This is a genomic window from Pseudomonas sp. D2002, from assembly GCF_013385735.1.
Classification (GTDB): Bacteria; Pseudomonadota; Gammaproteobacteria; order Pseudomonadales; family Pseudomonadaceae; genus Aquipseudomonas.
The window spans coordinates 1-23,392 of sequence record NZ_JACAPL010000007.1; the positions used below are offsets into that span (position 1 = coordinate 1).

A 23,392-nucleotide genomic window follows, 5' to 3' on the forward strand; every position below is an offset into this window, starting at 1 on the left:
GCCCGCGGCCAGAACGTCGCCGCCACGGTGACCTTCGCCCACTCTTTGGAACGACCGGCTGCGATCACGGAACGTGAAGCGCCGATCTATTTCCGTCTGGATTTCTTTCTTTAAATTATTTGCCGCCTTCGGGCACCGGGACATGACATGGACGTTCGCCAGTTCGCCTTCCTCGCGCGACAGCCTTCTGCTGCCGTAAAAAGCCGTTCCCACTTCCTGGGGCTGCCTAAACGTGGGTTAGCGTTGATTCTGGCCAACGCCATGTTCTGGCAGCCATTGCTGGCCCAGGCCGACGGCATCGTGGTGAGCGCACCGGGCACGGGCCTGGCGCAAGCGGGCAATGGCGTGCCCATCGTCAACATCGCCGCGCCGAACGCCAACGGGCTGTCGCACAACCAATTCCATGACTACAACGTCGGTGCCAACGGCGTCATTCTCAACAACTCGACCAATCGGACCGAATCCACGCAACTGGGCGGGATTATTCTCGGCAACCCGAATTTTCGCGGCACCGCCGCCAATATCATCCTCAATGAAGTCAATGGCGGCAGCCCCAGCCAACTGCGCGGCTACACCGAAGTGGCGGGGCAGTCGGCGCATGTAATCGTCGCCAACCCGTACGGCATCAGCTGCAACGGCTGCGGCTTTATCAATACGCCGCAAGCCACGCTCACCACCGGTAAAGCGGTGATCGAAAACGGCCAGATCAGCCGCTATCAAGTCGATAAAGGCAGCGTCGCCATCGAAGGCGCTGGCCTGAACGCGAGCAACGTCGATCAGTTCGAAATCATCACCCGCGCCACCACCATCAACGCGCAGATCCAGGCGAAAAAACTCACCATCGTCGCCGGTCGCAACGACGTCGACGCCCGCACCTTGAACGCCACGGCACGCGCAGCGGACGGCAGCCAGGCGCCGGATTTGGCGATTGATTCGTCGGCGCTCGGCGGCATGTATGTGGGCGCGGTCAAGCTGGTGGGCACCGAGGCTGGTGTGGGTGTGCGGCTGTCGGGTGACATGGTCGCTGGCGGCGATATTCAGATTGATGCCGCTGGCAATGTGGTGATGGGCCAGACCTCGGCCGGTACGGCCGTTAACGTCAAGGCGCAGAGTGTCGAGGCCAAAGGCGCGGTCTATGCCGGTACGGATTTGGCGATCAAAACCCAAGGCGCACTGACCAACCAGCAAACCCTCGCCGCTAAAGACAGCATCACCCTGGACGCCGGTGGCCGGCTGACCAACAACGGCATCATCGAAGCCGGCGTCAACGCCGATAACAGCCGCAACACCCAAGGCGACGTACGCCTGACCGCGCAGTCCCTCGACAACACCGGCAAGACCGTGATCGCCAGCCGCGACCTCAGCGTCACCACCGGCGAACTCGCCAACCAAGGCGGTACGTTGAGCGCCCAACGCGCTGCACAACTGAACGCCACGCAGATCGACAACCAAAACCAAGGCCGCATCCTCAGCGCCGGTAGCCTCGGCATCAACGCCGACCAACTGCTCAACAGCCAAGGCGGCCTGGTCACCAGCACCGGCAACCTGACCGCAGGTATCGGCCAACTGATCAACCGCAACGGCGAGCTGTCGAGCCAGGCGCAGGTCACGCTGCAACTGGCGGCCTTGGATAACGTTGCCGGTCTAGTGTCGGCGGGACAGTCACTGACCCTCAATGCCACAGGCCAGGTGAATAACCAGCACGGCACTGTGCGCGGCGATGTGCGCCTGGACTTGAAAGCCGGCCACGTCGACAACAGCGAAGGCGGGCGCATCAGCGGCGGGCAGGTGCTCAATGCCAATGTCGCAAGCCTTGATCAGCACAATGACGGGCGCCTGTTCGGCCAAGGCGATGTCAGCCTCTACCTCAATCGCGGGCACCTGAATAACAGCGGCGGCGTGATCAATGCGCCAGGGCGCTTGCTACTGAGCAACCTCAACAGCGTCGATAACCAGGGCGGCGAAATCTCCAGCAGCCAGGCCTTTACCCTGGCTGCCGACACCCTGAACAACCGCAACGCCAAACTTCTGAGCGAGCAGGCGCTGACCCTGCGCATCGCCCAGGCGCTCGACAATACCCAAGGCCTGGTCTCGTCCAAAGCCCTGGATATGCATGCCGGCAGCCTGAACAACAATGGCGGCACACTCAGCGCCGGTGACGGCCTGCTCGCACAGGTCGACGCGGCGCTGGATAACCGCAACGGCAAAGTGTTGGCGCGCACGGCGTCGGTCAGCAGCGGTTCATTGGACAATCGCCAAGGCCTGCTGCAAGGCGACACCACCCTCAACCTCAACAGCCTGGGCCTGCTCGATAACCGCCAGGGCACACTGTTCGCCGGCCAAGCGTTTGACCTCACCGCCGGTAGCCTGGACAACAGCGGCGGCAAGCTGACCAGCGACGGCCGCCTGACTGCGCTGATCAGCGCGCAATTGCTCAACCAAACCGGCCTGTTAAGTGCGGTGGGCCAGCTGCAAATCAGCGCCGCCAGCCTCGACAACAGCGCCAAGGGCAACCTCTACAGCCAGGCGGGCGTGAGCCTCGACCTGAACCACGGCCACCTGAACAACCAGGGCGGCTTGATCCATGCGCCGGGTGCGTTGCTGCTGAGCAACCTCAACAGTGTGGATAACAGCGGTGGCGAAATCTCCAGCGCCCAGGCGCTGGCCTTCAACGCCGACAGCCTCGATAACCGCGGCGGCAAATTGCTCAGCGAGCAAGGGCTGTTGGTGCGCATCGCCAAGGCGTTGGATAACACCAAGGGCCTGGTCGCGGCCACAGGGTTGGACCTGCGCGCCAACAGCCTGGTCAACGCCGAAGGTTCGCTGAAAGTACGTGATGACCTGAAGGTATTCGTCGACACCGCGCTGGACAATCGCCAGGGCGAAATCATCGGCGCGACCACCACCCTGAGCAGCCTGACGCTGGACAACAGCCAGGGCCTGCTGCAAGGCGACACCTTGCTCAGCGTCACCAGCAACGGCATCGCGATCAACCATGGCGGGCGTTTCGTCAGCGGCCAACAGCTGAACCTGAGCATCGGCCAGTTTGATAACAGCGGCGGCAGCGTCGCGTCGGCGGGGGCGATGCAGGCCAATGCCGACCTGTTTGACAACAGCCACGGCGGGCGCCTGCTGGCCAACGGTGCGATGCAACTGACCCTGGGTCACCTGAACAATCAACAAGGCACCGTACGCGGCGATGGCAACCTCACATTGCAAGCCACCACGCTGAATAACGACGCCGGCCGTATCAGCAGCGGCGCGGCGCAGCACGTGACCACCACCGGTGCACTCAGCAACGTCAGCGGTGAACTGCTCAGCGCCATGGCGCTGACCCTCAACAGCGCCAGCCTCGACAACCGTGGCGGCAAACTCATCGGCGACGGCGCCGTGCAAGTCACTACCGGCTCGCTGAATAACCAGTACAGCGGGCGCCTGACCAGTGCCGAGCGCCTCGACCTCACGGCAGGGCAGGTGGATAACCGGTTCGACGGCCAAATCGCCAGCAACCAGGCCCTCACCGCCAGCGTCACCGGCCTTGACCAGCGCGGCGGCGGTAAGCTCTACAGCCTCAGCGACCTGAGCCTGAACATGAATCAGGGCCACCTCAATAACGCCGGTGGCCTGATCCATGCGCCGGGTCACTTGCTGCTTAACAACCTGTCGACGGTCGCCAACAGGAACGGCGAAATCTCCAGCGAAAACGCCTTCACGCTGGCCGCGACGAGCCTGGATAACAGCGACGGCAAACTGCTCAGCGATCAAGCGCTGACCCTCAAGCTCGACCAGGCGCTGACCAACGTCAAAGGCCTGATTACTGCCGCTGCGCTCAACGTTCAGGCGGCTCGGTTGAACAACCTCGACGGCCAAGTCATGGGCGACGACAGCCTTGATCTGACCACTTCAGGCGCCTTGTTCAACAGCGGCGGCACCTTGGGCAGCGGCCAGCGTTTGAATGTGACCTCGGCCAGCCTCGATAACAGCCAATCCGGCAGCCTGGTGAGTGACGGCAGCCTGACGGTGAGGGTCGACGGCCTGTTGGATAACCAAGCCAAAGGCGGCGTGCTCGCCAAAGGCGCCATGGATATCCAGGCCGGCAGCGTGGACAACCGTGCAGGCCGCCTCTCGGGGCAAAACCTGCTGACCCTGCGCAGCAACAGCCTGGACAACCGTGGCGGCGCGGTGCGTGCCAATCAGGACCTGAACCTGCACGTCGGCCAGTTGGATAACCGAGCCGGCGTGCTCAACAGCAAGCAGGCGCTGGGGCTCACCGGGCAATCCCTGAACAACCAGAACGGCGGCTTGGTCAGCGCCATCGGCCCGGTGCGCCTGAACGTCGAGAATGTTGAAAACGCCAAGGGGCGTATTGCCAGTCAGGATGATCTGGAGGCCACCGTCGGCGTTCTCAACCAGCAGGGCGGTCAACTGGTCGCCCAGGGCAACCTGACGCTCAACGCCGACAGCGTGGATAACCGCGACGGCGGCGTCCTCGGCGCGACAAAAGCGCTGAAACTCGCGATCAACCGTGTCGATAACCGCGCCGGGGAAATCTCCAGCCAGCAGAACATCGACCTCCACGGCCAGCGCCTCGATAACAGCGGCGGCAAGCTGTTGGCCGGGACGGCGCTGGAACTGGCGATGGATGAAGTGATCAACCAGGCCAAAGGCTTGGTCTTCGCCCAGGACGCGCGTTTGAGCGGCGCCCGTTTGGATAACACGGACGGCACCGTCGGTGCCAAGCGTTCGCTGACGCTGCAGTTGTCGGCGAGGCTGGACAACATGGGCGGCAAACTCAGCAGCGAAGGGTCGCTGGACCTGGCTGCCCAGCGCATCGATAACACTGGCGGCAGCCTCTCCAGCGCCGGCCCGCTGAGGATCGCCAGCGCGACAGAGTTGCTTAACCAAAACGGTACCGTGGAGAGCGCGCAAAACCTCACGCTGACCAGCGCCAGCCTGGATAACTCCGGCGGCCGGATCAAAAGCCAGGGCGCCGCAACCCTCACCACCGGCGCGTTTACAAACGGTGTCGAGGGCTACGTCACCAGTGCCGACAGCCTCGACCTGACGGCCGCCCAAGTCACCAACAGCGGGCATATCCGCAGCGTTGGCCGCTTGAACGCCAGCCTCACCGGCCTCACCCAGCTGGGCGGTGCCGAGCTGTTGAGCACCACCCAACTGAACCTCGACCTGCACAATGGCGAGCTGGTCAACGCGGGCGTGATTAACGCGCCGATCCTGGTGCTGAACAACCTCGCCAACATCGACAACCAGCACGGCGAAATCTCCAGCCAGAACGCCTTCACCCTGGCGGCAAAAAACCTCGACAACAGCAACGGCAAACTCATCAGCAACCAAGGGCTGACCTTGCGCGTTGAGCAACTGCTGGCCAACGTCAAAGGCCATATCAACGCCGTTGGCCTGGACGCCCGCAGCACCCGTTTGAACAATACCGACGGCATGCTCAGTGGCCGTGGCGATGTCGCGATCAGCGCCACCGAGCTTATGGATAACCAGCGCGGCAGCGTGGTTGCTGACGGTGACTTGCTGCTGACCGGCGCCGCCCTGGACAACCGCAGTGGCGAGATCGCCGGCAAGGCGCAGGTGACTGCCACCATCAACCAGCTCGACAACCAGAATGGCAAGCTGATCAGCACCGCAGGCCTGCACCTCAGCGGCGCCCACCTGGATAACCGCAACGGTCTGGTAGGCGCGACAAAAGCGCTGAAACTCGACGTGGGTAGCATCGACAACCGCACGGGCGCGTTGAGCGGCAACGCAGACGTCAGCATCACCGGCCAGCAGTTGAACAACAGTGACAAAGGCTCGGTGTTTGCTGACGGTAGCCTGACCCTGGCGGTGGACCAGGTGATCAACCGCGCCCTCGGTGAGTTGAACGGCCAGCGCCTGACCCTCACCGGCACGTCACTGGACAACACCGGCGGCAAGCTGCTCAGCCAACAACCGTTGATGCTGGAGCTGGCGGGCGACCTGGACAATAGCCAAGGCGCGTTGAGCAGCGAGGACGCGCTGAGCGTCAAGGCGCGCAGCCTCATCAACAACCAGGGCAGCCTTTCCAGCGCCCAAGGGTTGAGCGTCGCCGTCACCGGTGGCCTGGATAACCAGAACGGCAAGTTGGTCACCGATGGCAACCTGACGCTGCACAGCGCGAGCCTCGGCAACCAGCAAGGCGTCATCAGCGGCAAGGGCGCGGCGCTGGTCAGTACCGGCGTGCTGAACAACCAGGGCGGCCACCTCAACAGCAGCGACACCTTGACGTTGACCACCGCGCAGTTGAATAACGGTGGCAGCATCGGCGGCGAGAAGGGCGTGACCGCCAGCGTCACTGGCCTGGAACAGCAAGGCGGCAAGCTGTTCAGCAACGCCGGCTTGAGCCTGGACCTGAACAATGGCGCGCTGAACAACAGCGGCGGCTTCCTCAATGCCAAAGGCCCGCTGCAGCTCACTCACCTCAACACCGTCAGCAACCAGAACGGCGAAATCTCCAGCGGCCAGGCCTTCACTCTGGCTGCGCAAAGCCTGGATAACAGCAACGGCAAGCTGCTGAGCAACCAAGGCCTGACCCTGCGCATCAACCAAGCGCTGGCCAACCTCAACGGCATGATTGGCGCTGCCAGCCTAGACGCCCGCGCCGCCGCCCTGGATAACCGTGGCGGCACGGTAAACAGCCGCGGCGACCTGCTGCTGAGCAGCGACGGCCAGTTGAATAACCAGGACAAGGGCCTGATCAATAGCCTCGGCACCTTGAACCTCAACGCTGCCAGCCTGAACACCGGCAACGGTGGTGAAGTTTCGGCCAAAGGTGCGATGGCTGTTAGCGTCAATGCGCTGGCTGCGGCAGGCGGGCGGATCGTCGGCGAGCAGGGCGTGACCCTCGACCTGAACAACAATGATTTGGATAACCGCAACGGCCTGCTGCTCGCCAACGGCCCACTGACCCTTAAAAACCTGCGCGACCTCAACAACAGCGGCGGCGAAATCTCCAGCCTGCAAGGCTTCTCGGTGACGGCGCGCAGCCTCGATAACAGCGCGGGCAAGTTGATCAGCAGCCAGACGCTGAGCGTCAACGCGGACACGTTGGTGAATACCACCAAGGGTTTGTTGAGCGGCTGGCAAGGCCTGAGCGTCAGCGGCGGCAACCTCGACAACCGCGACCACGGCACACTCTCCAGCCGCAGCGGCGCGATTGATGTGCGCCTGAGCGGCGCGCTGCAAAACAACACGGCGGGCGCACTGGTCAGCCACGGGCGTTTGGACGTGAATGCGGCCAGCCTGGATAACCGTGACGAAGGCGTGCTGTCCAGCGGCACCGGGCAAAAGTTGGCAGTGACCGGCGCGTTGGTGAATGGCGCGGGTGGTTTGATCGAAAGCGGCGCCGAACTGGAGGTGCAAGCGGCCACCCTGGCCAACCAAGCCAAGATGACCGCCCAACAAGCGTTTACCTTCACCGGCACCGACTTGAGCAACAACGGCGGCAGCCTGATCACCAACGGGCGCATGACCCTCGACTTGCTCGGCAACCTCAACAACAGCGGCGGCAAGCTGGCCAGCGCCGGGCCGCTGCTGCTGAAGCGGGCGAACCAGGTCTACAACAACGCCGATGGCCAGATCATCAGCCAAAGCCTGCTGACCCTGCTCACCGGTGGTTTGGACAACAGCGAGCGCGGCACCCTCGCTGGTAAAGAGCGGGTGGTCATCACCAGCACCGGCAGCGTGCAAAACCAAACCGACGGCTTGATCTACAGCCAGGACGCCGACGTGCAGTTGAATGCTGCAGGCCTGAACAACGCCCAGGGCAAGGTGCAGGGCCAGACCGGCCTGGGCTTGAGCGTCGGCGGTGATATCAATAACCAGAGCGGCAAATTGGTCAGCGCCCAGGGCCTGAACCTGCTTGCCAACCGCATCGACAACCAGAACGGGCGCATCGCCGCGCAAACGGGCGATGCAGTGGTCAACGCCAACTATTTCGCCAACGCCAACGGCGGCTTGTACGCCAAGGGCCTGGTGCGGGTCGGCGGGCAAACGCTGGACAACAGCAGCGGCCAGATCGGTGCTGGCGTGATCGACCTGGGGCTCAGCGGCGCGTTGCGCAACCAGGCCGGGGTGATCGAAAGCGACACCACGCTGAACCTGTTGGCCGCTGATGTGGACAACGTCGGTGGCCAACTACGCGCCCTCGGCAGCAACGGCAAAACCACGGTTCAGGTGGCTGGGCAGATCGACAACCGCAATGGCCGGCTGGAGACCTCCAACAGCGACTTCACCCTGACCGGCAGCTTGCAAAACCAGGGCGGCAGTGTGTTGCATGGCGGCACCGGCACCTTTGATATCGCCACTGCCAACCTCACCCGTGCCGGTGGCAATGTGGTGACGCGCGGCGGCTTGACCCTGACGGCGGACACCTGGACCAACAGCAGTGTGATCCAGGCAGGCCGTTTGACGGTGAACGTCAACACCCTGAACCAGACCGCAGACGGGCAGCTGCTGGCGTCGCAGAGCCTGGTCGGCAGCGGCGGCAACTGGAACAACGATGGCTTGATTGCCAGTGACGGCAGCGTGGCCGTGCACTTGGCCGGCGGTTATGAAGGCAACGGTCGAATCACCAGTGTCGGTACGCTGGACCTTACCGCCGCGCAAATGACCCTCAAGGAAGCCGGCAGCCTGGCAGGCGGCGGCGCCACTCACGTGGGTGTCGGCGGCCAACTGACCAACCGCGGACGCCTCACCGCCGGCAGCGGCCTGCGAATCGATGCGGGGAGCGTCGTCAACACCGGGTCGCTGGGCGCGGCGCAAAACCTGGACCTGACGGCGCAAAGCCTGCTCAACGATCATGTGGCGGGCGATATCGGTGCGCGCGGCCTCGTGTTCAGTGGCCAGGACGCCACGTTCAATGTGGGCAGCCTGACCAACAACTATTCGGATTTCTACAGCCTGGGCAACCTGACGGTGGCCGGTGTTGCCGGCGGGACAGCCGCACAGAGCGTGCGCAACGTTTCTGCCAGCATCGAAAGCCGGGGCGACCTCAGGCTGTCGGCCAATGACGTGGTCAACGAGCGTGAGAAATTCCAGCTCAACCAGAAGCTGACGTCGGTGGGCGTCGGCATTCGCTGCACGCAACATTGCAGCGGCGGCTGGAGTGACAGAAGGCCTGCGGTGACCCTGAGTCGCACGGTTGAAAGTGTGGTCGAGGAAACCTCACCTTCGGCCACCCTCAGCGCCGGGCGCAACATGGTGATTACCGGCCAAAACTTCACCAACCGCTACAGCGTGGTGTCGGCGGCCAATGACCTGTCGATCACCAGCGAGAACATCCAGAACCTGGCAGCCATCGGTGGCTCCGGCACCCGCAGCAAGGAATACAGCGCCGTTACCAAAGTCTCCAAGGGCCAGTACAACCAGATGGTCGCGGCGGTGCAGGCGTATAACAACGCGCACCCTCAAGGCTCGCCGGTGGATGAGGCGGCGTTTGCCGCGTTGATGACTCGGTTCAGCCCGTCGCTGTTTTCGGGGATCAATGCGCCCATACCGGTCGAAGGCGGCACGCAAGTAGTCGCCCCGGCGATTATCCAGGCCGGCGGCAACGCTCAACTCACCGCCAGTAAAAACATCAACAACATCACCGTGCTCAAAACGGCGCTGGCGGTGGGTGACCGCTCGTTGAATACCGGTGTGGGCGCCAACAAAACCCAAGTGGTGGTGCTGAATGCACAGCTGCCGCCTGACCTTGCCCAACGCCAAGTCAACCCATTAACCCTGCCAGGCTTCGGCTTGCCAAGCGGGCAGAACGGCTTGTTCCGCTTGAGTGGCGACGGCGGCACCAGCGGCCAGGCTGCCGCTAACCCAGGCGGGCCTCAGGCGTGGGCGCTGGGCAGCGCCAGTATCGACCCGGCCAAGCGTGAACAGGCGCTGGCCGAAAACCAGGGGCGTACGATCCAGGTGGCGGGGGCTGCCCAAGTCATCGCCAGTACCCATCAAATCACCTTGACTGCGCGTGAGGCTGGCGCAATCAACGCCGTCGCCAGCGCGATCAAGATTGACGCTGTCGGCAACGCTGACGGGCAGCCCTTACAACCCGGCCGCACTGGTGGCGGCGACATCACCCGTGTAGCGGGCATAGATGCGCGCAACCCGGCGCAGGGTTCCGAGCCTGCGGTGGACCTGTCGGGTCTGTCGGCAGCCGACCGTGCCGCCCGGGCTGTGCATACCGCTGGCGATGACCTCGCTGCGGGCGGCGTTCGCCCCGACGTGAGTGATCGCGGCACCCACGTGGCTGCCATTGCGCCGCAAACGGCCGTGGGCCAACCCACGCCGTTGGCCAGCCAAACCTTCAGCCGGGTCCAGGGCCTGCCAGACAGCCGTGCGTCTTCGCAACCGCACAAGTACCTGATCGAGACCAACCCGGTACTCACCAACCTCACCCAATTCATGAGCTCGGACTACCTGCTGCAAGGCCTGGGCTACAACCCCGATGAGAGCTGGAAACGCCTGGGCGATGGCCTCTACGAACAGCGCCTGGTTCAGCAGGCGGTGCAAGCGCGTACCGGTCAACGCTTTATCGACGGCCAGAACACCGACGAAAAGCTGTTCAAGTACCTGATGGACAACGCGATCAGCAGCAAACAGCAGCTGAACCTGTCGATGGGCGTAAGCCTCACCTCGCAACAGGTTGCCGCCTTGACCCACGACATCGTGTGGTTGGAAGAGCACGAAGTGAACGGTGAAAAAGTCCTGGTGCCGGTGCTGTACCTGGCCCAGGCCGACAACCGCCTGGCTCCGAACGGTGCCTTGATCGCCGGTAATGACCTGAACCTGATCGCCGGCGAAAACCTGGTCAACGCCGGCACCCTGCGCGCCAACAACAACCTGTCGGCCAAGGCCGCCAACGACCTGACCAACAGCGGGCTGATTGAAGCGGGCAATCGCCTGGACCTGCTGGCCGGTAACAATATCGTCAACAAAGCCGGCGGCATCATTGCCGGGCGCGACGTGACGATGACCGCGATCAATGGCGATGTGATCAACGAACGCAGCGTGACCGGGTGGGACGACAGCGGGCGAGGGTATTCGCAGCATCGGGACTATGTGGACAGTGCGGCTCGGGTGGAGGCGGCTAATGACCTGAGTATCCAGGCTGGTCAAAACGTCACCAGCCAAGGCGGCTTTCTGCAAAGCGGTCGTGACACGACGATTGCGGCCGGGCGCGACGTGAACCTTGTCTCTGCCGAGGGCCGCAATGCCACCGATATGGGTAAGCGTCTGCAATCGAGCAACACCACGCAGTACGGCTCAAGCGTCGATGCAGGTCGCGATATCAACGTCTCGGCGGGGCGCGACCTCACCGCTATCGCCAGCCAGATCGATGCAAAGCGCGACATCAGCATGAGCGCTGGCGGCGACATGACGCTGGCATCGGCTGCGGATGAGGAGCACTCCTCCAGCAAATCCAAAAAGGAAAAGCGTCAGGAAGATCATGTCAGCCAGGTCTCGACGACGCTGAGTGCCGGTGGGGATGTCTCGCTCGGTGCGGGTAAGGACCTGGCGATGATTGCCAGCCGTATCAGTGCGGGTGATGAAGCGTATCTGGTGGCGGGCGGCAACCTGGGGTTGTTATCGGCGGAAGACAGCGATTATTCGCTGTATGACATGAAGAAGAAGGGCAGTTGGGGCAGTAAGAAAACCCAGCGCGATGAAGTGACCAAAGTCACCAACATCGGTAGCGAAATCAAAACCGGTGGTGACCTCACGCTTAAGAGTGGCGGTGACCAGGTGTACCAAGTCGCCAAACTTGAAAGCGGCCAGGACATTACGCTGGACAGTGGCGGTTCAATCGACTTTGAAGCGAAAAAGGATCTTCATCAGGAAAGTCACGAGAAGTCCAATAACAACGCGTTCTGGCTCTCCTCTAAAGGCAAGGGCAATACTGACGAGACGTTGCATCAAACCCAAATGGCTGCTGCTGGAAATATTGCGATCAAAGCAGTGGATGGGCTGAAGATTGACGTAACTCAGGTCAATCAGCAAACCGTCAGCCAGTCTATTGATGCGATGGTTAAGGCTGATCCGCAGTTGGCTTGGATCAAGGATGCAGAAAAACGTGGTGATGTGGATTGGCATCAGGTCAAAGAAATCCACGACAGCTTCAAGTACAGCAACTCTGGGCTTGGTCCTGCTTCGCAGATCATTATTGCGATTGTGATGGCTGCGGTTGTCGGGCCACTAGCGGCAGGCGCGATGGGGACCGCTACGGAAGGGGCGGTGATTGCAGGGACGATTACCTCAGAAACCGCCGCGGGTATATCGGCGGCCGCAGGGGCTGTTGCCGCCGGAGCTGCGACAAATGCGACGGTTAGCCTCATCAATAACAAAGGCAATCTTGGTGCAGTGCTCAAAGATGTCACTTCCTCGAATGCCATGAAGGGGTACGTTATTTCAGGTGTGACCGCGGGACTGACAGCAGGTCTTTTCGATGGTTGGACGGGGACACAGACCAATCCGGCGACGGGCGCTGTTATCACTTCACCTTCGCTCAGCACTTGGACGGGGGTAGGGCAGTTTGCGGCTAATCAGGCCTTGCAAAACACCACCTCGACTTTATTGAGTAAAGCGTTGGGACAAGGCGGAGATATTGGTGATGCGCTAAAAGGCGCGTTATTTAATACATTGGCCGCTGCGAGCTTTAATGCCGTTGGGGATTTTACCAAGGGCAAGCTAACGGACGGTTACCCGCCGAAAGTACTTGTTCATGCGATGGTGGGGGGGCTGCTGTCTCAAGCCACGGGCGGGGACTTTAAAACCGGTGCGTTGGCGGCGGGGATCAATGAAGCTGCAGTTGTTCACTTAGACTCCCTGGTTCGCGGGGATAAAAATCTGCTGTCTATGAGCTCTCAGATTGTGGGCGTACTTGCAGCTGCTTCGCAGAGAGATGCGGATGCGAAGTCGATAGAGAAGGGCGGCTGGGTGGCAAAAAATGCCACGCAATATAATTATCAAGGGCATATTGATGACTATCTTGAAAAGCACGCTTCGTGCGCAGACAACCCAGGTAGTGTAGGCTGCGCAACGATACTGAGTATGTCAGGAGGAAGTTCTATAAGAGATGGTAATGTTGTGACAAATCAGGACGCCACCGGGAAAGTTGTTAGTTATACCTTGTTGGACGGCGATACCGGCAAACCCTTTATGATCATGGAGCCTGCGGAATATCAGGTATATTCGAAGGCGCCAGTGTCCGTGCAGGAAGCATATAAAAATACACCTCAGTGGGGGCTGGATCTTGGGTCTGCAATGATTAATATTCATGAGGGTAATAACCTTAAAGCATTAGAAACGCTTCCCTCATTTGTGGGCAGTCCCGAGCAGTGGAGCTCTTTAGGCGCCGCGCTTGGTAAAGTAACCTATGATGTTAGTGGCGGCGGGCACGTTTGGTTTCCCATGTCGGCAGGTGCTGCCGGAGTCAACTTCAGCGGGTCTTTCAATCGTACCGGTGATTTTAATTTGAATCCCTACAATACTGAGTATGTAGTGGGCAGTGCCATCGACGCGGGTGTTAGTCTAGGTGTTAACTTGCACCGAGGTGACAGCGGTGATCCTACTGCTATTAATATTGGGCTGGGTAAGTACTACGGGATGCAGATCAACTTCCAGGATGGAAACTTTAATGGTTTGACTCTTGGTTTTGGTGGTGGGCTTTCTACTCCAGTAACGTATACAATGCCGCTAAAGGATTATTTGAAAAGTTTTGGTGGTCCGCCGGTTAAACATTAAGGTTTTAGGTGTGAATTGTGTTTTTTATTGGAGATTTTTCTATGATGGCGTTAATGGGATTGTTTGTTATGGTGCTGGGGGTGTCCGGCATGATCTGGGGGGATCGGGTTCTGTTCAGAAAGAGAACTGGCCTCATTGCGCTGTTTTCATTTCCCCAAAGTTGGGCGAGGATTTTGAAGTGGCCTATTGGCGCCGGGATCTTTTTTATGGGACTGATGACACTGGTGCTCGGGTTGTATGGTTGGGGGGTGTCGTAACAAGGGATCCGGCCACGACTGGTTATATGTGGGTCTGATTTTTAATAATGGTCTGAATCGAATGGCACTTACTTAAACTTCTTCGGGTGTCCATTTCTCTTGACCTCGGCCCTTGCCGCTGAACGCGTTTGCATCAGCATCGGGTAAGGCTTGGGGCTTTGTTTCATTGCGCAATACTCAATCCGTCTTGGCCGGTTTTCGAGACGTTTCCCGGTGATCAACGCGAGTAAATCCTGCACCCTATCGCCTTGTTCGTCAGCGCCGTACTGCCACATCGCAAGGAATAATTGAAGGGTATGTTTAAAGCTAAGCTCGCGTAGCGAAAAAACAGCTAATAGCATTGATTTGGCCATGATCATCCGAATCAAATTATGCGCCAGCAGATGCACCCATAGCTTTTTTACAGCTATGTCAGGCGCCTTGTAGCTCATCATTTCAAGCCTCAACGATGTCTTGAGATTACGCAGATCCAGCTCAAGATACTAACGGTCTTTGTACAGTGAGTTGAGCCCCGCTTTGGATACTTGGCAATGCGAGCCGCGCGATTCTGGGGGCAATGGGTGCTGCAGGCGGATTCGGCGGCGCAATTCTAACGGCACCTGCCTGCGTGACCGCCGTGGGTTGTGCTGCACCTGCACTTTCTGGTTTGGGCGGCGCGCTCTCTTTCCACGATGGTATGCAGGCAACGGGCGCACTGCTAACGCGTTATGAATACACGCAGGGGAGCAAAGTACTCGCCTCGTTCAGTATGAATACCTATCCAGGCGACGTTAATCCCCTCCGTGATTATGGGACGGCGGCAGCGCGGGCGGCGATAGAAATTGCGCTGTTCAAGGGTGCCGCCAAGTTGGCTGAAGGTAAATCTCTTCTGCTGGTGGGGGAAAAGGCGGGCGCGAAAGAGGCAGGGGAAGCCGTTGCTACAAAGGATCCAAGGACCACTTACAGTGGTAATCTCCCGGCAGGCTACGATAAGGGCCCAATTTCCGTTGATGGTAAGGTTGTAGAGGGTGCTACGGATTTTAATGTCGGTCCAAAAGGACCAGGGCAGGTTATCCCTGATGCAATCAGCCCACCCAAGTTCAGCCGGGTTGAAGACCTGTTTGGGCAGACATTTGAAAGTATCCCGCTGTCGCACCTTCCCAATTGGAAAACCGGTTCGCTTGTAAATGATGGGGTGTTGGGCGAGCAACTGGCCCTTCAAACCCTCAACGGAAAAACCGGCCTCAATTTCAAGCCATTGCAGAACGGTAGCAACCACGGCTGTGATGGCTGCGCGGTGGCGATCAATGGCGATACGATTACCGTGGTGGTGATGGATGCGAAGTCTTCGGTGAATGGCGTGAATAAGGCCGGTACGCCGCATGGGGACCCGAGGACGCGGTTGGAGGGGTGGCTGGGTAATAAATCAATTGCCGACTCTGATCCTGCTTTACGCGATGCTTTGCAAGCGGCGTTGGATTCAGGAAAAGCCAAGGTTCAAGGTGTCACAGTCAAAGTCGGTGTTCCCGCCCCCGGTAAAACAGGTGTAGCAGAATTTAAGGTGGAACCATGGACCAAGAAGTAATTCAGTGCGAGCGCTCGGGCGTAAACCCGAAATGGCCCTCCTACAAAAGTGTGCTGGGGCGCATAGCCAAGGGGCCACACGTCTCAGATGAATACGAGTTGAATGGCATCCGTGAATATGTTGAGCGCGGCGATGCATTTGCGAAGCCATCAATGCCTGTACCGAATAGTGACAACGTTACGCGTAGTAGCTCCGAATGGATGGCCGTCACACGAGCCCACAAGGTATTGGCAACCGCACCAGATAATCCGCAATGGCTTCTGGAATTAGCCCATTGGCTGCGCTATTACCAAGTAGGAATTTGGCAGTTGTTCTTCTGGGCGGGCCAGTTCGACATTATTGCCAAAGCGGCAGGCAATGATCGCCGCCGCCAAAACTACAGCATCCAAACCGCCACCAATATGATGGCCGCCATGGCGATCCTAGGCTGGAAGGATGCCGTCATACATCAGGGCTATCTCACCCATGCGGCTCTCAACCGTGGGCATCAATTAGTGATTGAGTACGAAGAGCAACACCGCCGCGCCCAAGCCTTTATGCTGCGTGTGTTTGCCGATTGGGTGGGCGATGTCTCGCATCAATGGCCTACTTATGCTTACGACGAACCCATCTACGAAGCCTTGTTCGCCAAGTGGCGCACTCCCAGCCCCGACGACCTGATGCCCTGCCTGTTGGCCGCGTGTGACCGCCACACTTGGCAAACCGGCAAAGAGAGCCAGAAGAATGCCTATGACTTCAATCAGGACTGGCACTTGGAGCGCGTGCCGGTGGAAATTCTCTATATCCTGCGCCTGCGCCAGTGGGAAGGTTTAGCCAATCCGCAGAAGATTGATCATCCGCTGCTGGCCGCGCCCTTTGATCAATTGCCGCCCGAGCAGCCAGTGCCTGAGTTGGACGAGTTGATGCAAGGTGTGCTCAAACGCGCGAGGGAAGACTGGCCACAGTACGATGAAGTGTTGTCGTTGCCAGCATTGAGGAGTTGAATGGTGCAAAAGCAACAGTTAGCGGGCTTGGTACGAATACGACTGCTGTTGATATATTTGCTGTAGTAAAGCGGGGTCAGACCACCATTTTAAGATGAAGAGGTGAGGGGCATAGTTGAGGCTTGATTGAATTTTGTTCATAAGGGTGGTCTGACCGCTATTTTTACGAGCGGAAGGCAAGTATCGCATGGCGGTACGGCTGATGGGTCGAGTGCATTTGATTCTCAACGATGACCCAAACATGATCTATGAAACTTTTGTATAAGTGAATGAAAAGCTCAATCCGATCTTCTGGCTGGTCTGATCCCTATTTTTCCTTAGAGTGAAAGTGGGAAGGTTTTCAATATGAAAGCCAGAACAAATGGGAGTAACTATTGATGCACAGTCCAGCGCTGGTGGTAGAGTTGTATGAGCCTGAAGAAGCCTGTCGGTTCTTGGCCGTTGTCGCTATAGGCTTGCTGACGGCAGTGGGTAATGAGGTGAAGACGCTTGCTGAGGCTGAGCGCTTGTTGTTCACTCCTAGAACCGTCAGGATCCTGAGCGATAAAGGTCTCTCCCCAGCGTTGTGTGAGCTCATAATGGAGTGCTGCGAGTTGGACGATATTCTAGATTTGTTGCCCTTAAAGTTTGATGCTGAATTGAGAAAAATGATAAATCGCTTTTCTGAATATTTAAAATTTTCGGTTGCGCAAGATCCCTATTCGACGCACTCACGATTGAAATGATGTGGCGCTAGCAGGGGAGTGGGCCGCGCCACGGTTTTCTATTTCTTAGTTTTTAATAGTGGTTTCCCGCCCCCCGTTTCGCTGGGTATTAGGTTGTATAGGCGTTTTCGAGCCCCGACGTTGAAGCGTAGAAACTGTGCAGCGTGGGCGCTCCAAGAAAAGTAAGGTCAGCCCATGATTATCGTAGTTGGCCAAGGATGCAAAGTCATATCTTACGGACATCCAGAATTTGACCGGCAGGCAGTTCACGCCTAAATAGTTAGAACTTTTGAAAGCTGATCTGCGAGAGAATAATTATTCACGTTTATCTAAAGAAGAGGTGAAACTGAACAGGGCGGAGTTTGATAGTAAGTTGCCAAGTCTGCGAGTAGAGTGGGAAAAAATACGGGCGCGAGCTGGCCAAAAGAAACGTACATTGATAAATATGGAAATCAGGCTACTAGAAATTACGATGCTCATCATGTTATAGAGAATAAATTTGGTGGTAAGGCAGAGTGGTGGAATATTACACCTGCGATGAGAGGCGTGGAGCACCAAGGTGGTATTCAGAGGGCTCAAGGGCCAGCGGAAAAAATATTTGGTAAGTGATTATGAAAAATAAAGAAGAGTTAAAAGCGTTGGTTGAAGCTGTAACGTCCTCAACAGAATACGAGGGCAATTACGGCTATCGCATAACAGGCACGAGTGCGACGTTAAGCAATGTTGATGAATCAGATTGACAGCACGCCCCGGCTGACTATCTGGAGTTTATTGCTGAGTTTGGTTTCGGGGAATTAGATACGGCATTTCATCTCGATGATGGCCCGGAGAAGTACTCAACTGTATGTGGTCGAGAAGTTGAGGGCTATGAGGGCTTTTATGTGTTCGGTGGGAATTCGAGTGATGTGCTATATGCTTTCGACGCAAAAAATAATTGGCAGATCGTAGAGATTAGCTCTGAGTTGGATGGGGTTGATGTTTTAGCGTCAAGTTTTTCTGATTTTATCTTGGAGCGGTTGAAACACGTCAAGTCGTTAGTTGAAAGGCGTGCGGCGGGCTGATTGTTAGCGTTGCATTTATAGGGTGGTAAAAGCAAATACTAACGCTCGAAATACACCCAGGTTCATTACCGATTCTGCCGGTAATACTATTGATTTGGATTATATCAAGGGACTCAGGGAAACGAATGCGACGTCACTGTAACTCGTGGTGGTGGTTTATTACTGCCTTTCCTGATGATGCTCCGTCTCATAGAAGCCAAAAAAATGTGGTGGTATAAATTGCAGCTCAAATCTTCAGGTTCTATCTAGACAAGTAAATAGAACTAAGTCTGACGAGTAGGTGAGCCTAAATGAATAATTCCATTCGAAACATTGATGAATTGCCTTCAGTTGAGCGTGTTAAACATGTGGCTCAGGGGTTGGCTTTGTTGGACGCCATCATCATGCCCGAGTGGGAGTATAGATATTTCTCATTCAACTGTAATTGGGACGGTGAAGGGAAGAAATGATGGGCTCCATGAGAGACGGTTCGGGGGCTGAGTATTTTTTGCACTTTACCAGTGCAGGTGTTGCAGGGAAGGTGATATGTGGTTCTCCTCTATCTGATGTGTCTGAGTGTTTGAACACCATGCCTGCGGTGTTTCAGCGATTTAAAGTTGAGCCAGCGTTCTCTACGGATAATGCAAGTTTGTTTTTTTGGCGAGATATCAATCAATCATCCTGGTGCGCTTCGCCGGATGGGCTGAAAGAGTATCCGTTGCTAGGTTTTTTTGTGGGAGGCATTGCAGCTTATAAAAGTTTAGTTGAGGGATATCACGGGAAAACTGTTGATTCAGTCGTACTTGAAGAGGTGTTTGCATCGCTCAATGTTGCCGCGAGCCAGTTAATGATGCTTAATCCTGATATAGAGCTGAGTGACTTGACCGATGACTTCCAAGAAATTTTAGGCCGTGCACTCTAATCTTGTATTGTCTGTGGGTTGTTTTAGTAATAAACAGAGTTAGAGCAAAAGGAATTAAATGGGATCATACCATCGTTTTAAGATGAAGAGGTGGGGTGTAGTTGAGGCTTGATTGAACTTTGCTCATAAGAGAGGTTTGACCCATATTTACACAAGGCGTGACCGTCAAAGTCGGTGTTTCTGCCCCCGGTAAACAGGTGTAGCAGAATTTAAGGTGGAACCATGGTCCAAGAAATAATTCAGTGCGAGCGCTGGGGCGTAAACCCGAAATGGCCTTCTTACAAAAGTGTGCTGGGGCGCATAGCCAAGGGGCCACATGTCTCGGATGAATATGAGATAGCCGGTATTCGCGAGTACGTTACTCGCGAGGATGCTTCGCCGAAGCGTTCAATGATGGTTCCAAACAGAAACAATGCAACAGATGCTCGTGCAGAATGGATGTCGGTGACAAGGGCTCACAAAGTACTTGCCACTGCAACGGGAAACCCGCGATGGCTTTCCGAATTGGCACACTGGATGCGTTACTACCAAGTAGGCATTTGGCAGTTGTTTTTTTGGGCGGGGCAGTTTGACGTTTTGGCTAAAGCTGTAGGTAATGACAGACGCCAACAAAACTACAGCATCCAAACCGCTTCCAACATGATGGCCGCCATGGCGATTCTGGGCTGGAAGGAAGCTGTCATCCACCAAGGCTATTTGACCCATGCGGCGCTCAACCGTGGTCATCAACTGGTCATCGAGTATGAAGAGGAGCACCGCCGCGCCCAAGCCTTTATGCTGCGTGTGTTTGCCGATTGGGTGGGCGATGTCTCGCATCAATGGCCTGCTTATGCTTACGACGAACCCATCTACGAAGCCTTGTTCGCCAAGTGGCGCACTCCCAGTCCCGACGACTTGATGCCCTGCCTGTTGGCCGCGTGTGACCGACACACTTGGCAAACCGGCAAAGAGAGCCAGAAGAACTCCTACGACTTCAATCAGGACTGGCACTTGGAGCGTGTGCCGGTGGAAATTCTCTATATCCTGCGCCTGCGCCAGTGGGAAGGTTTAGCCAATCCGCAGAAGATTGATCATCCGCTGCTGGCCGCGCCCTTTGACCAATTGCCGCCCGAGCAACCAGTGCCTGAGTTGGACGAGTTGATGCAAGGTGTGCTCAAACGCGCGAGGGAAGACTGGCCAAAGTACGATGAAGTGTTGTCGTTGCCAGCATTGAGGAGTTGAATGGTGCAAAAGCAACAGCTAGCGGGCTTGGTACGAATACGACTGCTGTTGATATATTTGCTGTAGTAAAGCGGGGTCAGACCACCATTTTAAGATGAAGAGGTGAGGGGCATAGTTGAGGCTTGATTGAACTTTGCTCATAAGAATGATCTGGCCCCATTTATTTTTATATGCGATTGAGAACAGTGACCTAACCCCTATTTAATAATGGATAGTTTTCGATGATGGCGTTCATGGGATTGTTTGTAATGGTGCTGGGGGTGTTGGGCATGATTTGGGGCGAGCGGGTCCTGTTCAAAAAGAGAGATGGCCTCAGTGCTTTATTTTCGTTTCCCCAAAATTGGGCAAGGTTTTTGAAGTGGCCGATTGGCGCTGGAATTTTTTGTATGGGATTAATGACCATGGTGCTGGGGCTGCGTGGACGTGTCGTGTAGAGACGGGTTGCAATAGAAAGAGACAAGGAACAATGCATGTTTGAAAGGTATGAAACATTGCTGGCAGCTATTTCCTCTGAAGACTATTGGTCAGATGAAGGCATTGATATTGCCGCCACTCACGTCTCTCAATTTGACAGTTCAGACTGGCACGCGCTTGAGTCTGTACTTTTACAGAAGTCTGAAGTGTGGGGGAGGCCGGTGTGCCGAATCTTTGAGTGATTCGAATGGTGATCGAGCCTTGTGTATTTTATTGAAGCTGCTCAAAGCAGAAGAGGAATCGGTCGTTATTCATGCGATTGAGTCGATCGAATCGCTTATTTTGGCAGGCTATGTTTTTGACCCGCAGCCGATAGTGATTGCTTTAAGTGAAAGGGTTGGGGCCTCTACACGAACGTTGGAATTAATGGCGACGACATTAGTCAGGAAGTGCGGGCATCCAGGAGGCGCACGTTGAATCGGTCAGCCAGTTTGCGATGCGGGTGCTGGGGGCTTGCAGATGCACCGCGGTGATCCCTTCGCAGCCTCGCTGAAGCTCGACAGCTCCCACAGTTGATCTGCGGTGAGGCGGCTCATTGGGTTTTCAACAGCGTGGCCACCGCCGTGAGTGCCAGCTCATAACCCAGCGCCCCCAGCCCCGCGATAACTCCCGTTGCCGCCTTGGACACGTAGGAGTGATGCCGAAAACTCTCGCGCTTCCAGATGTTGCTCATGTGCGCCTCGATGATCGGGCCGTCGAAGGCCAGCAGCGCGTCGAGGATCGGCACTGAGCTGTAGGTGAGCCCGGCGGCGTTGATCACGACAGCGTCGGCGTTCAAACGGGCCTCTTGAATCCAGTCCACCAGCACGCCTTCGTGGTTGCTCTGGCGAAAGTCCAGGCTCAGGCCCAGCTCGGCGGCGTGACGTTGGCAGCGTGCTTCGATGCTGGCGAAGCTTTCGCTGCCGTAGGTGCCGTTTTTGTCGAGGCCGTAAAGGTTGGCGTTGGGGCCATTGAGGAAAAAAACGCGGTGGGACATGGCTTGCGCTCCAGGTTATTGCGCGACGGTCAGCACGACTTTGCCGACGTTGGCGTTGGCCTCCAGCAGCCGGTGGGCCTCGGCGGCTTGAAGCAGGGGCAACTGCGTGTGGATCTGCGGGCGCACCAGGCCAGACGCCAGCCAGGGTAAAAACCGTGAGCGAATACACACCGCCAAACGGGCTTTTTCGGCGTGGCTTTTGGGACGCAAGGTGGAGGAGGTGAGGCTGAGGTTTTTGCGCATCAAGACCTGTAAATCCAGTTCGATTTTTGCGCCTTGAAGGAAGGACAAACTCACATGCCGCCCACCCATCGCCATCGCCGCAAGGTTGCGCGCGACATAAGGGCCGCCGACGTTATCCAGCACCACGTCCACGCCGCGCCCTTCGGTGCAGTCGTTCACCACCTCGGCGAAATCTTCAGTGTGTCTATCCACCGCGCGCCACACGCCAAGCGCTTGCAGCATCGCGACTTTCTGCGGGCCGCCGGCGGTGGCGATCACCCGTGCTCCGGCGGCATGCGCACACTGCACGGCGAAGCTGCCGACGCCACTGGCGGCGCCGTGGATCAGCACGCTGTCGCCGCTGCGCAGGCGGCCCAGTTCAAACAGGTTGTGCCACACGGTAAACGCTGCTTCCGGCACGCCTGCAGCATCGTGAAGGGATAACCCCACCGGCACCGGCAAGCAATGCGCCGCCTGTGCCACGCAGTATTCGGCGTAGCCGCCGCCGTTGAGCAGCGCCATCACGCGGTCGCCAGGGGCAAACTCGTCCACGCCACGGCCTACCGCGACGACGATGCCCGCTGCTTCCAGGCCGAGTACATCGGTGACGCCAGGCGGAATCGGGGCGCCGCTGCGTTGCATCAGGTCCGGGCGATTGACGCCAGCAGCCGCCACGCGGATCAACACTTCGCCGGCTTCGGGTTTCGGCACCGGGCGCTCTACGCAGTGCAGCACCTCAGGCCCGCCCGGCTCACGGGCAATCACCGCCTTCATGCGGTCCAGTCATCCGGCACAACGGCGATCACGTCGATTTCCATCAGCCATTCCGGCTGGCCGAGGCCGGAAATCACCAGCCCGGTGGAGATCGGGAACACGCCTTTAAGCCACTTGCCCACCTCCTGGTACACCGGCTCGCGGTAGCGCGGGTCGATCAGGTAAGTGGTGGTTTTCACAATGTGCGAAAGGTCAGAGCCCGCTTCCTCAAGCAGTTGCTTGACGTTTTTCATCGCCTGTTCGGCCTGGGCGCGCGGGTCGCCGAGGCCGACCAGGTTGCCGTCGAAGTCGGTGCCGATCTGGCCGCGCACATAAATGGTGTTGCCGGCGCGCACGGCCTGGCACAGGTCGTTGTCCAGCGCCTGGTTGGGGTAGGTCTGCTTGGTGTTGAACATGCGGATGCGGGTGTGGGTGGGCATGGCGGGCAACTCATCGGAAGCGGGATAAAACAAGCTTCACATCGCCCCCGACCG

General features: G+C 57.7%; 15 protein-coding genes. 11 read left to right on the top strand and 4 right to left on the bottom strand.

Annotation, left to right across the window (positions count from 1 at the left end; all coding sequences use genetic code 11):
* The first annotated feature begins 147 nt into the window (after nt 1-147).
* Together HX783_RS15760 and HX783_RS15765 are read left to right on the top strand one after the other, a co-directional pair.
* Nucleotides 148-13,782, top strand: coding sequence for a filamentous hemagglutinin N-terminal domain-containing protein (locus HX783_RS15760; protein ID WP_177017472.1), 13,635 nt, complete (start codon nt 148-150; stop codon nt 13,780-13,782).
* Between the two features lie 41 nt (nt 13,783-13,823).
* Nucleotides 13,824-14,039 carry a hypothetical protein gene (locus HX783_RS15765; RefSeq protein WP_177017473.1) on the top strand — a complete coding sequence of 72 codons (216 nt, stop codon included), beginning with the start codon at nt 13,824-13,826 and terminating at the stop codon, nt 14,037-14,039.
* 68 nt (nt 14,040-14,107) lie between these two features.
* On the opposite strand, the gene HX783_RS15770 is transcribed toward HX783_RS15765, so the two are convergent.
* A complete protein-coding gene (locus HX783_RS15770; protein ID WP_177017474.1) occupies nt 14,108-14,473 on the bottom strand; it encodes a hypothetical protein in 366 nt (121 codons plus the stop codon).
* 122 nt (nt 14,474-14,595) lie between these two features.
* Between HX783_RS15770 and HX783_RS29980 the strand changes: the two genes are divergently transcribed.
* The 9 genes from HX783_RS29980 to HX783_RS29990 all read left to right on the top strand — a co-directional run bounded on the left by HX783_RS29980 (nt 14,596) and on the right by HX783_RS29990 (nt 21,129).
* The gene (locus HX783_RS29980) at nt 14,596-15,603 is read left to right on the top strand and encodes a hypothetical protein (protein WP_256347184.1); all 1,008 of its coding nucleotides are present in this window, start codon (nt 14,596-14,598) and stop codon (nt 15,601-15,603) included.
* A gap of 308 nt (nt 15,604-15,911) precedes the next feature.
* Nucleotides 15,912-16,586, top strand: coding sequence for a hypothetical protein (locus HX783_RS15780; protein WP_177017580.1), 675 nt, complete (start codon nt 15,912-15,914; stop codon nt 16,584-16,586).
* A 377-nt stretch (nt 16,587-16,963) separates the two neighbouring features.
* Nucleotides 16,964-17,311, top strand: a complete 348-nt coding sequence (locus tag HX783_RS15785) for a DUF3969 family protein (RefSeq protein ID WP_177017475.1) — start codon at nt 16,964-16,966, stop codon at nt 17,309-17,311.
* Between the two features lie 590 nt (nt 17,312-17,901).
* Nucleotides 17,902-18,030: a hypothetical protein gene (locus HX783_RS29985; protein ID WP_256347186.1), complete on the top strand. Its 129-nt coding sequence runs from the start codon at nt 17,902-17,904 to the stop codon at nt 18,028-18,030.
* A 611-nt stretch (nt 18,031-18,641) separates the two neighbouring features.
* Nucleotides 18,642-18,800, top strand: coding sequence for a hypothetical protein (locus HX783_RS15795; protein WP_177017476.1), 159 nt, complete (start codon nt 18,642-18,644; stop codon nt 18,798-18,800).
* Nucleotides 18,801-18,808: 8 nt separating this feature from the next.
* On the top strand, nt 18,809-19,252 hold the full coding sequence (locus HX783_RS15800; RefSeq protein ID WP_177017477.1) for a hypothetical protein: 444 nt from the start codon (nt 18,809-18,811) through the stop codon (nt 19,250-19,252).
* A 546-nt stretch (nt 19,253-19,798) separates the two neighbouring features.
* Entirely contained in the window at nt 19,799-20,473 is a 675-nt protein-coding gene (locus tag HX783_RS15805) for a hypothetical protein (RefSeq protein ID WP_177017581.1), read from the top strand.
* Between the two features lie 221 nt (nt 20,474-20,694).
* Nucleotides 20,695-20,907 (top strand): hypothetical protein, encoded by a 213-nt coding sequence (locus HX783_RS15810; protein ID WP_177017478.1) that lies wholly within the window; start codon nt 20,695-20,697, stop codon nt 20,905-20,907.
* Between the two features lie 36 nt (nt 20,908-20,943).
* Nucleotides 20,944-21,129 (top strand): hypothetical protein, encoded by a 186-nt coding sequence (locus HX783_RS29990; protein ID WP_256347188.1) that lies wholly within the window; start codon nt 20,944-20,946, stop codon nt 21,127-21,129.
* A 350-nt stretch (nt 21,130-21,479) separates the two neighbouring features.
* Here the strand turns inward: HX783_RS29990 and HX783_RS15820 are convergent, their stop codons facing one another.
* The 3 genes from HX783_RS15820 to HX783_RS15830 are packed head-to-tail and all read right to left on the bottom strand — an operon-like array spanning nt 21,480 to nt 23,338.
* Complete coding sequence (locus HX783_RS15820) at nt 21,480-21,923, bottom strand: type II 3-dehydroquinate dehydratase (RefSeq protein WP_159958318.1); 444 nt, start codon at nt 21,921-21,923, stop codon at nt 21,480-21,482.
* A 15-nt stretch (nt 21,924-21,938) separates the two neighbouring features.
* Nucleotides 21,939-22,919: an NAD(P)H-quinone oxidoreductase gene (locus HX783_RS15825; RefSeq protein ID WP_177017479.1), complete on the bottom strand. Its 981-nt coding sequence runs from the start codon at nt 22,917-22,919 to the stop codon at nt 21,939-21,941.
* Nucleotides 22,916-23,338: a RidA family protein gene (locus tag HX783_RS15830; protein ID WP_159958314.1), complete on the bottom strand. Its 423-nt coding sequence runs from the start codon at nt 23,336-23,338 to the stop codon at nt 22,916-22,918. The genes HX783_RS15825 and HX783_RS15830 overlap by 4 nt, the downstream gene beginning before the upstream one ends.
* Nucleotides 23,339-23,392 lie beyond the last annotated feature (54 nt).

Bases quoted from the DNA above. Each gene is read 5' to 3' on its own strand.
- HX783_RS15760 (WP_177017472.1), top strand. From the start codon at position 148: ATGGACGTTCGCCAGTTCGCCTTCCTCGCGCGACAGCCTTCTGCTGCC.
- HX783_RS15765 (WP_177017473.1), top strand. From the start codon at position 13,824: ATGATGGCGTTAATGGGATTGTTTGTTATGGTGCTGGGGGTGTCCGGC.
- HX783_RS15770 (WP_177017474.1), bottom strand. From the start codon at position 14,473: ATGATGAGCTACAAGGCGCCTGACATAGCTGTAAAAAAGCTATGGGTG.
- HX783_RS29980 (WP_256347184.1), top strand. From the start codon at position 14,596: ATGGGTGCTGCAGGCGGATTCGGCGGCGCAATTCTAACGGCACCTGCC.
- HX783_RS15785 (WP_177017475.1), top strand. From the start codon at position 16,964: ATGCACAGTCCAGCGCTGGTGGTAGAGTTGTATGAGCCTGAAGAAGCC.
- HX783_RS29985 (WP_256347186.1), top strand. From the start codon at position 17,902: ATGAAAAATAAAGAAGAGTTAAAAGCGTTGGTTGAAGCTGTAACGTCC.
- HX783_RS15795 (WP_177017476.1), top strand. From the start codon at position 18,642: ATGAATAATTCCATTCGAAACATTGATGAATTGCCTTCAGTTGAGCGT.
- HX783_RS15800 (WP_177017477.1), top strand. From the start codon at position 18,809: ATGAGAGACGGTTCGGGGGCTGAGTATTTTTTGCACTTTACCAGTGCA.
- HX783_RS15810 (WP_177017478.1), top strand. From the start codon at position 20,695: ATGATGGCGTTCATGGGATTGTTTGTAATGGTGCTGGGGGTGTTGGGC.
- HX783_RS29990 (WP_256347188.1), top strand. From the start codon at position 20,944: ATGTTTGAAAGGTATGAAACATTGCTGGCAGCTATTTCCTCTGAAGAC.
- HX783_RS15820 (WP_159958318.1), bottom strand. From the start codon at position 21,923: ATGTCCCACCGCGTTTTTTTCCTCAATGGCCCCAACGCCAACCTTTAC.
- HX783_RS15825 (WP_177017479.1), bottom strand. From the start codon at position 22,919: ATGAAGGCGGTGATTGCCCGTGAGCCGGGCGGGCCTGAGGTGCTGCAC.
- HX783_RS15830 (WP_159958314.1), bottom strand. From the start codon at position 23,338: ATGCCCACCCACACCCGCATCCGCATGTTCAACACCAAGCAGACCTAC.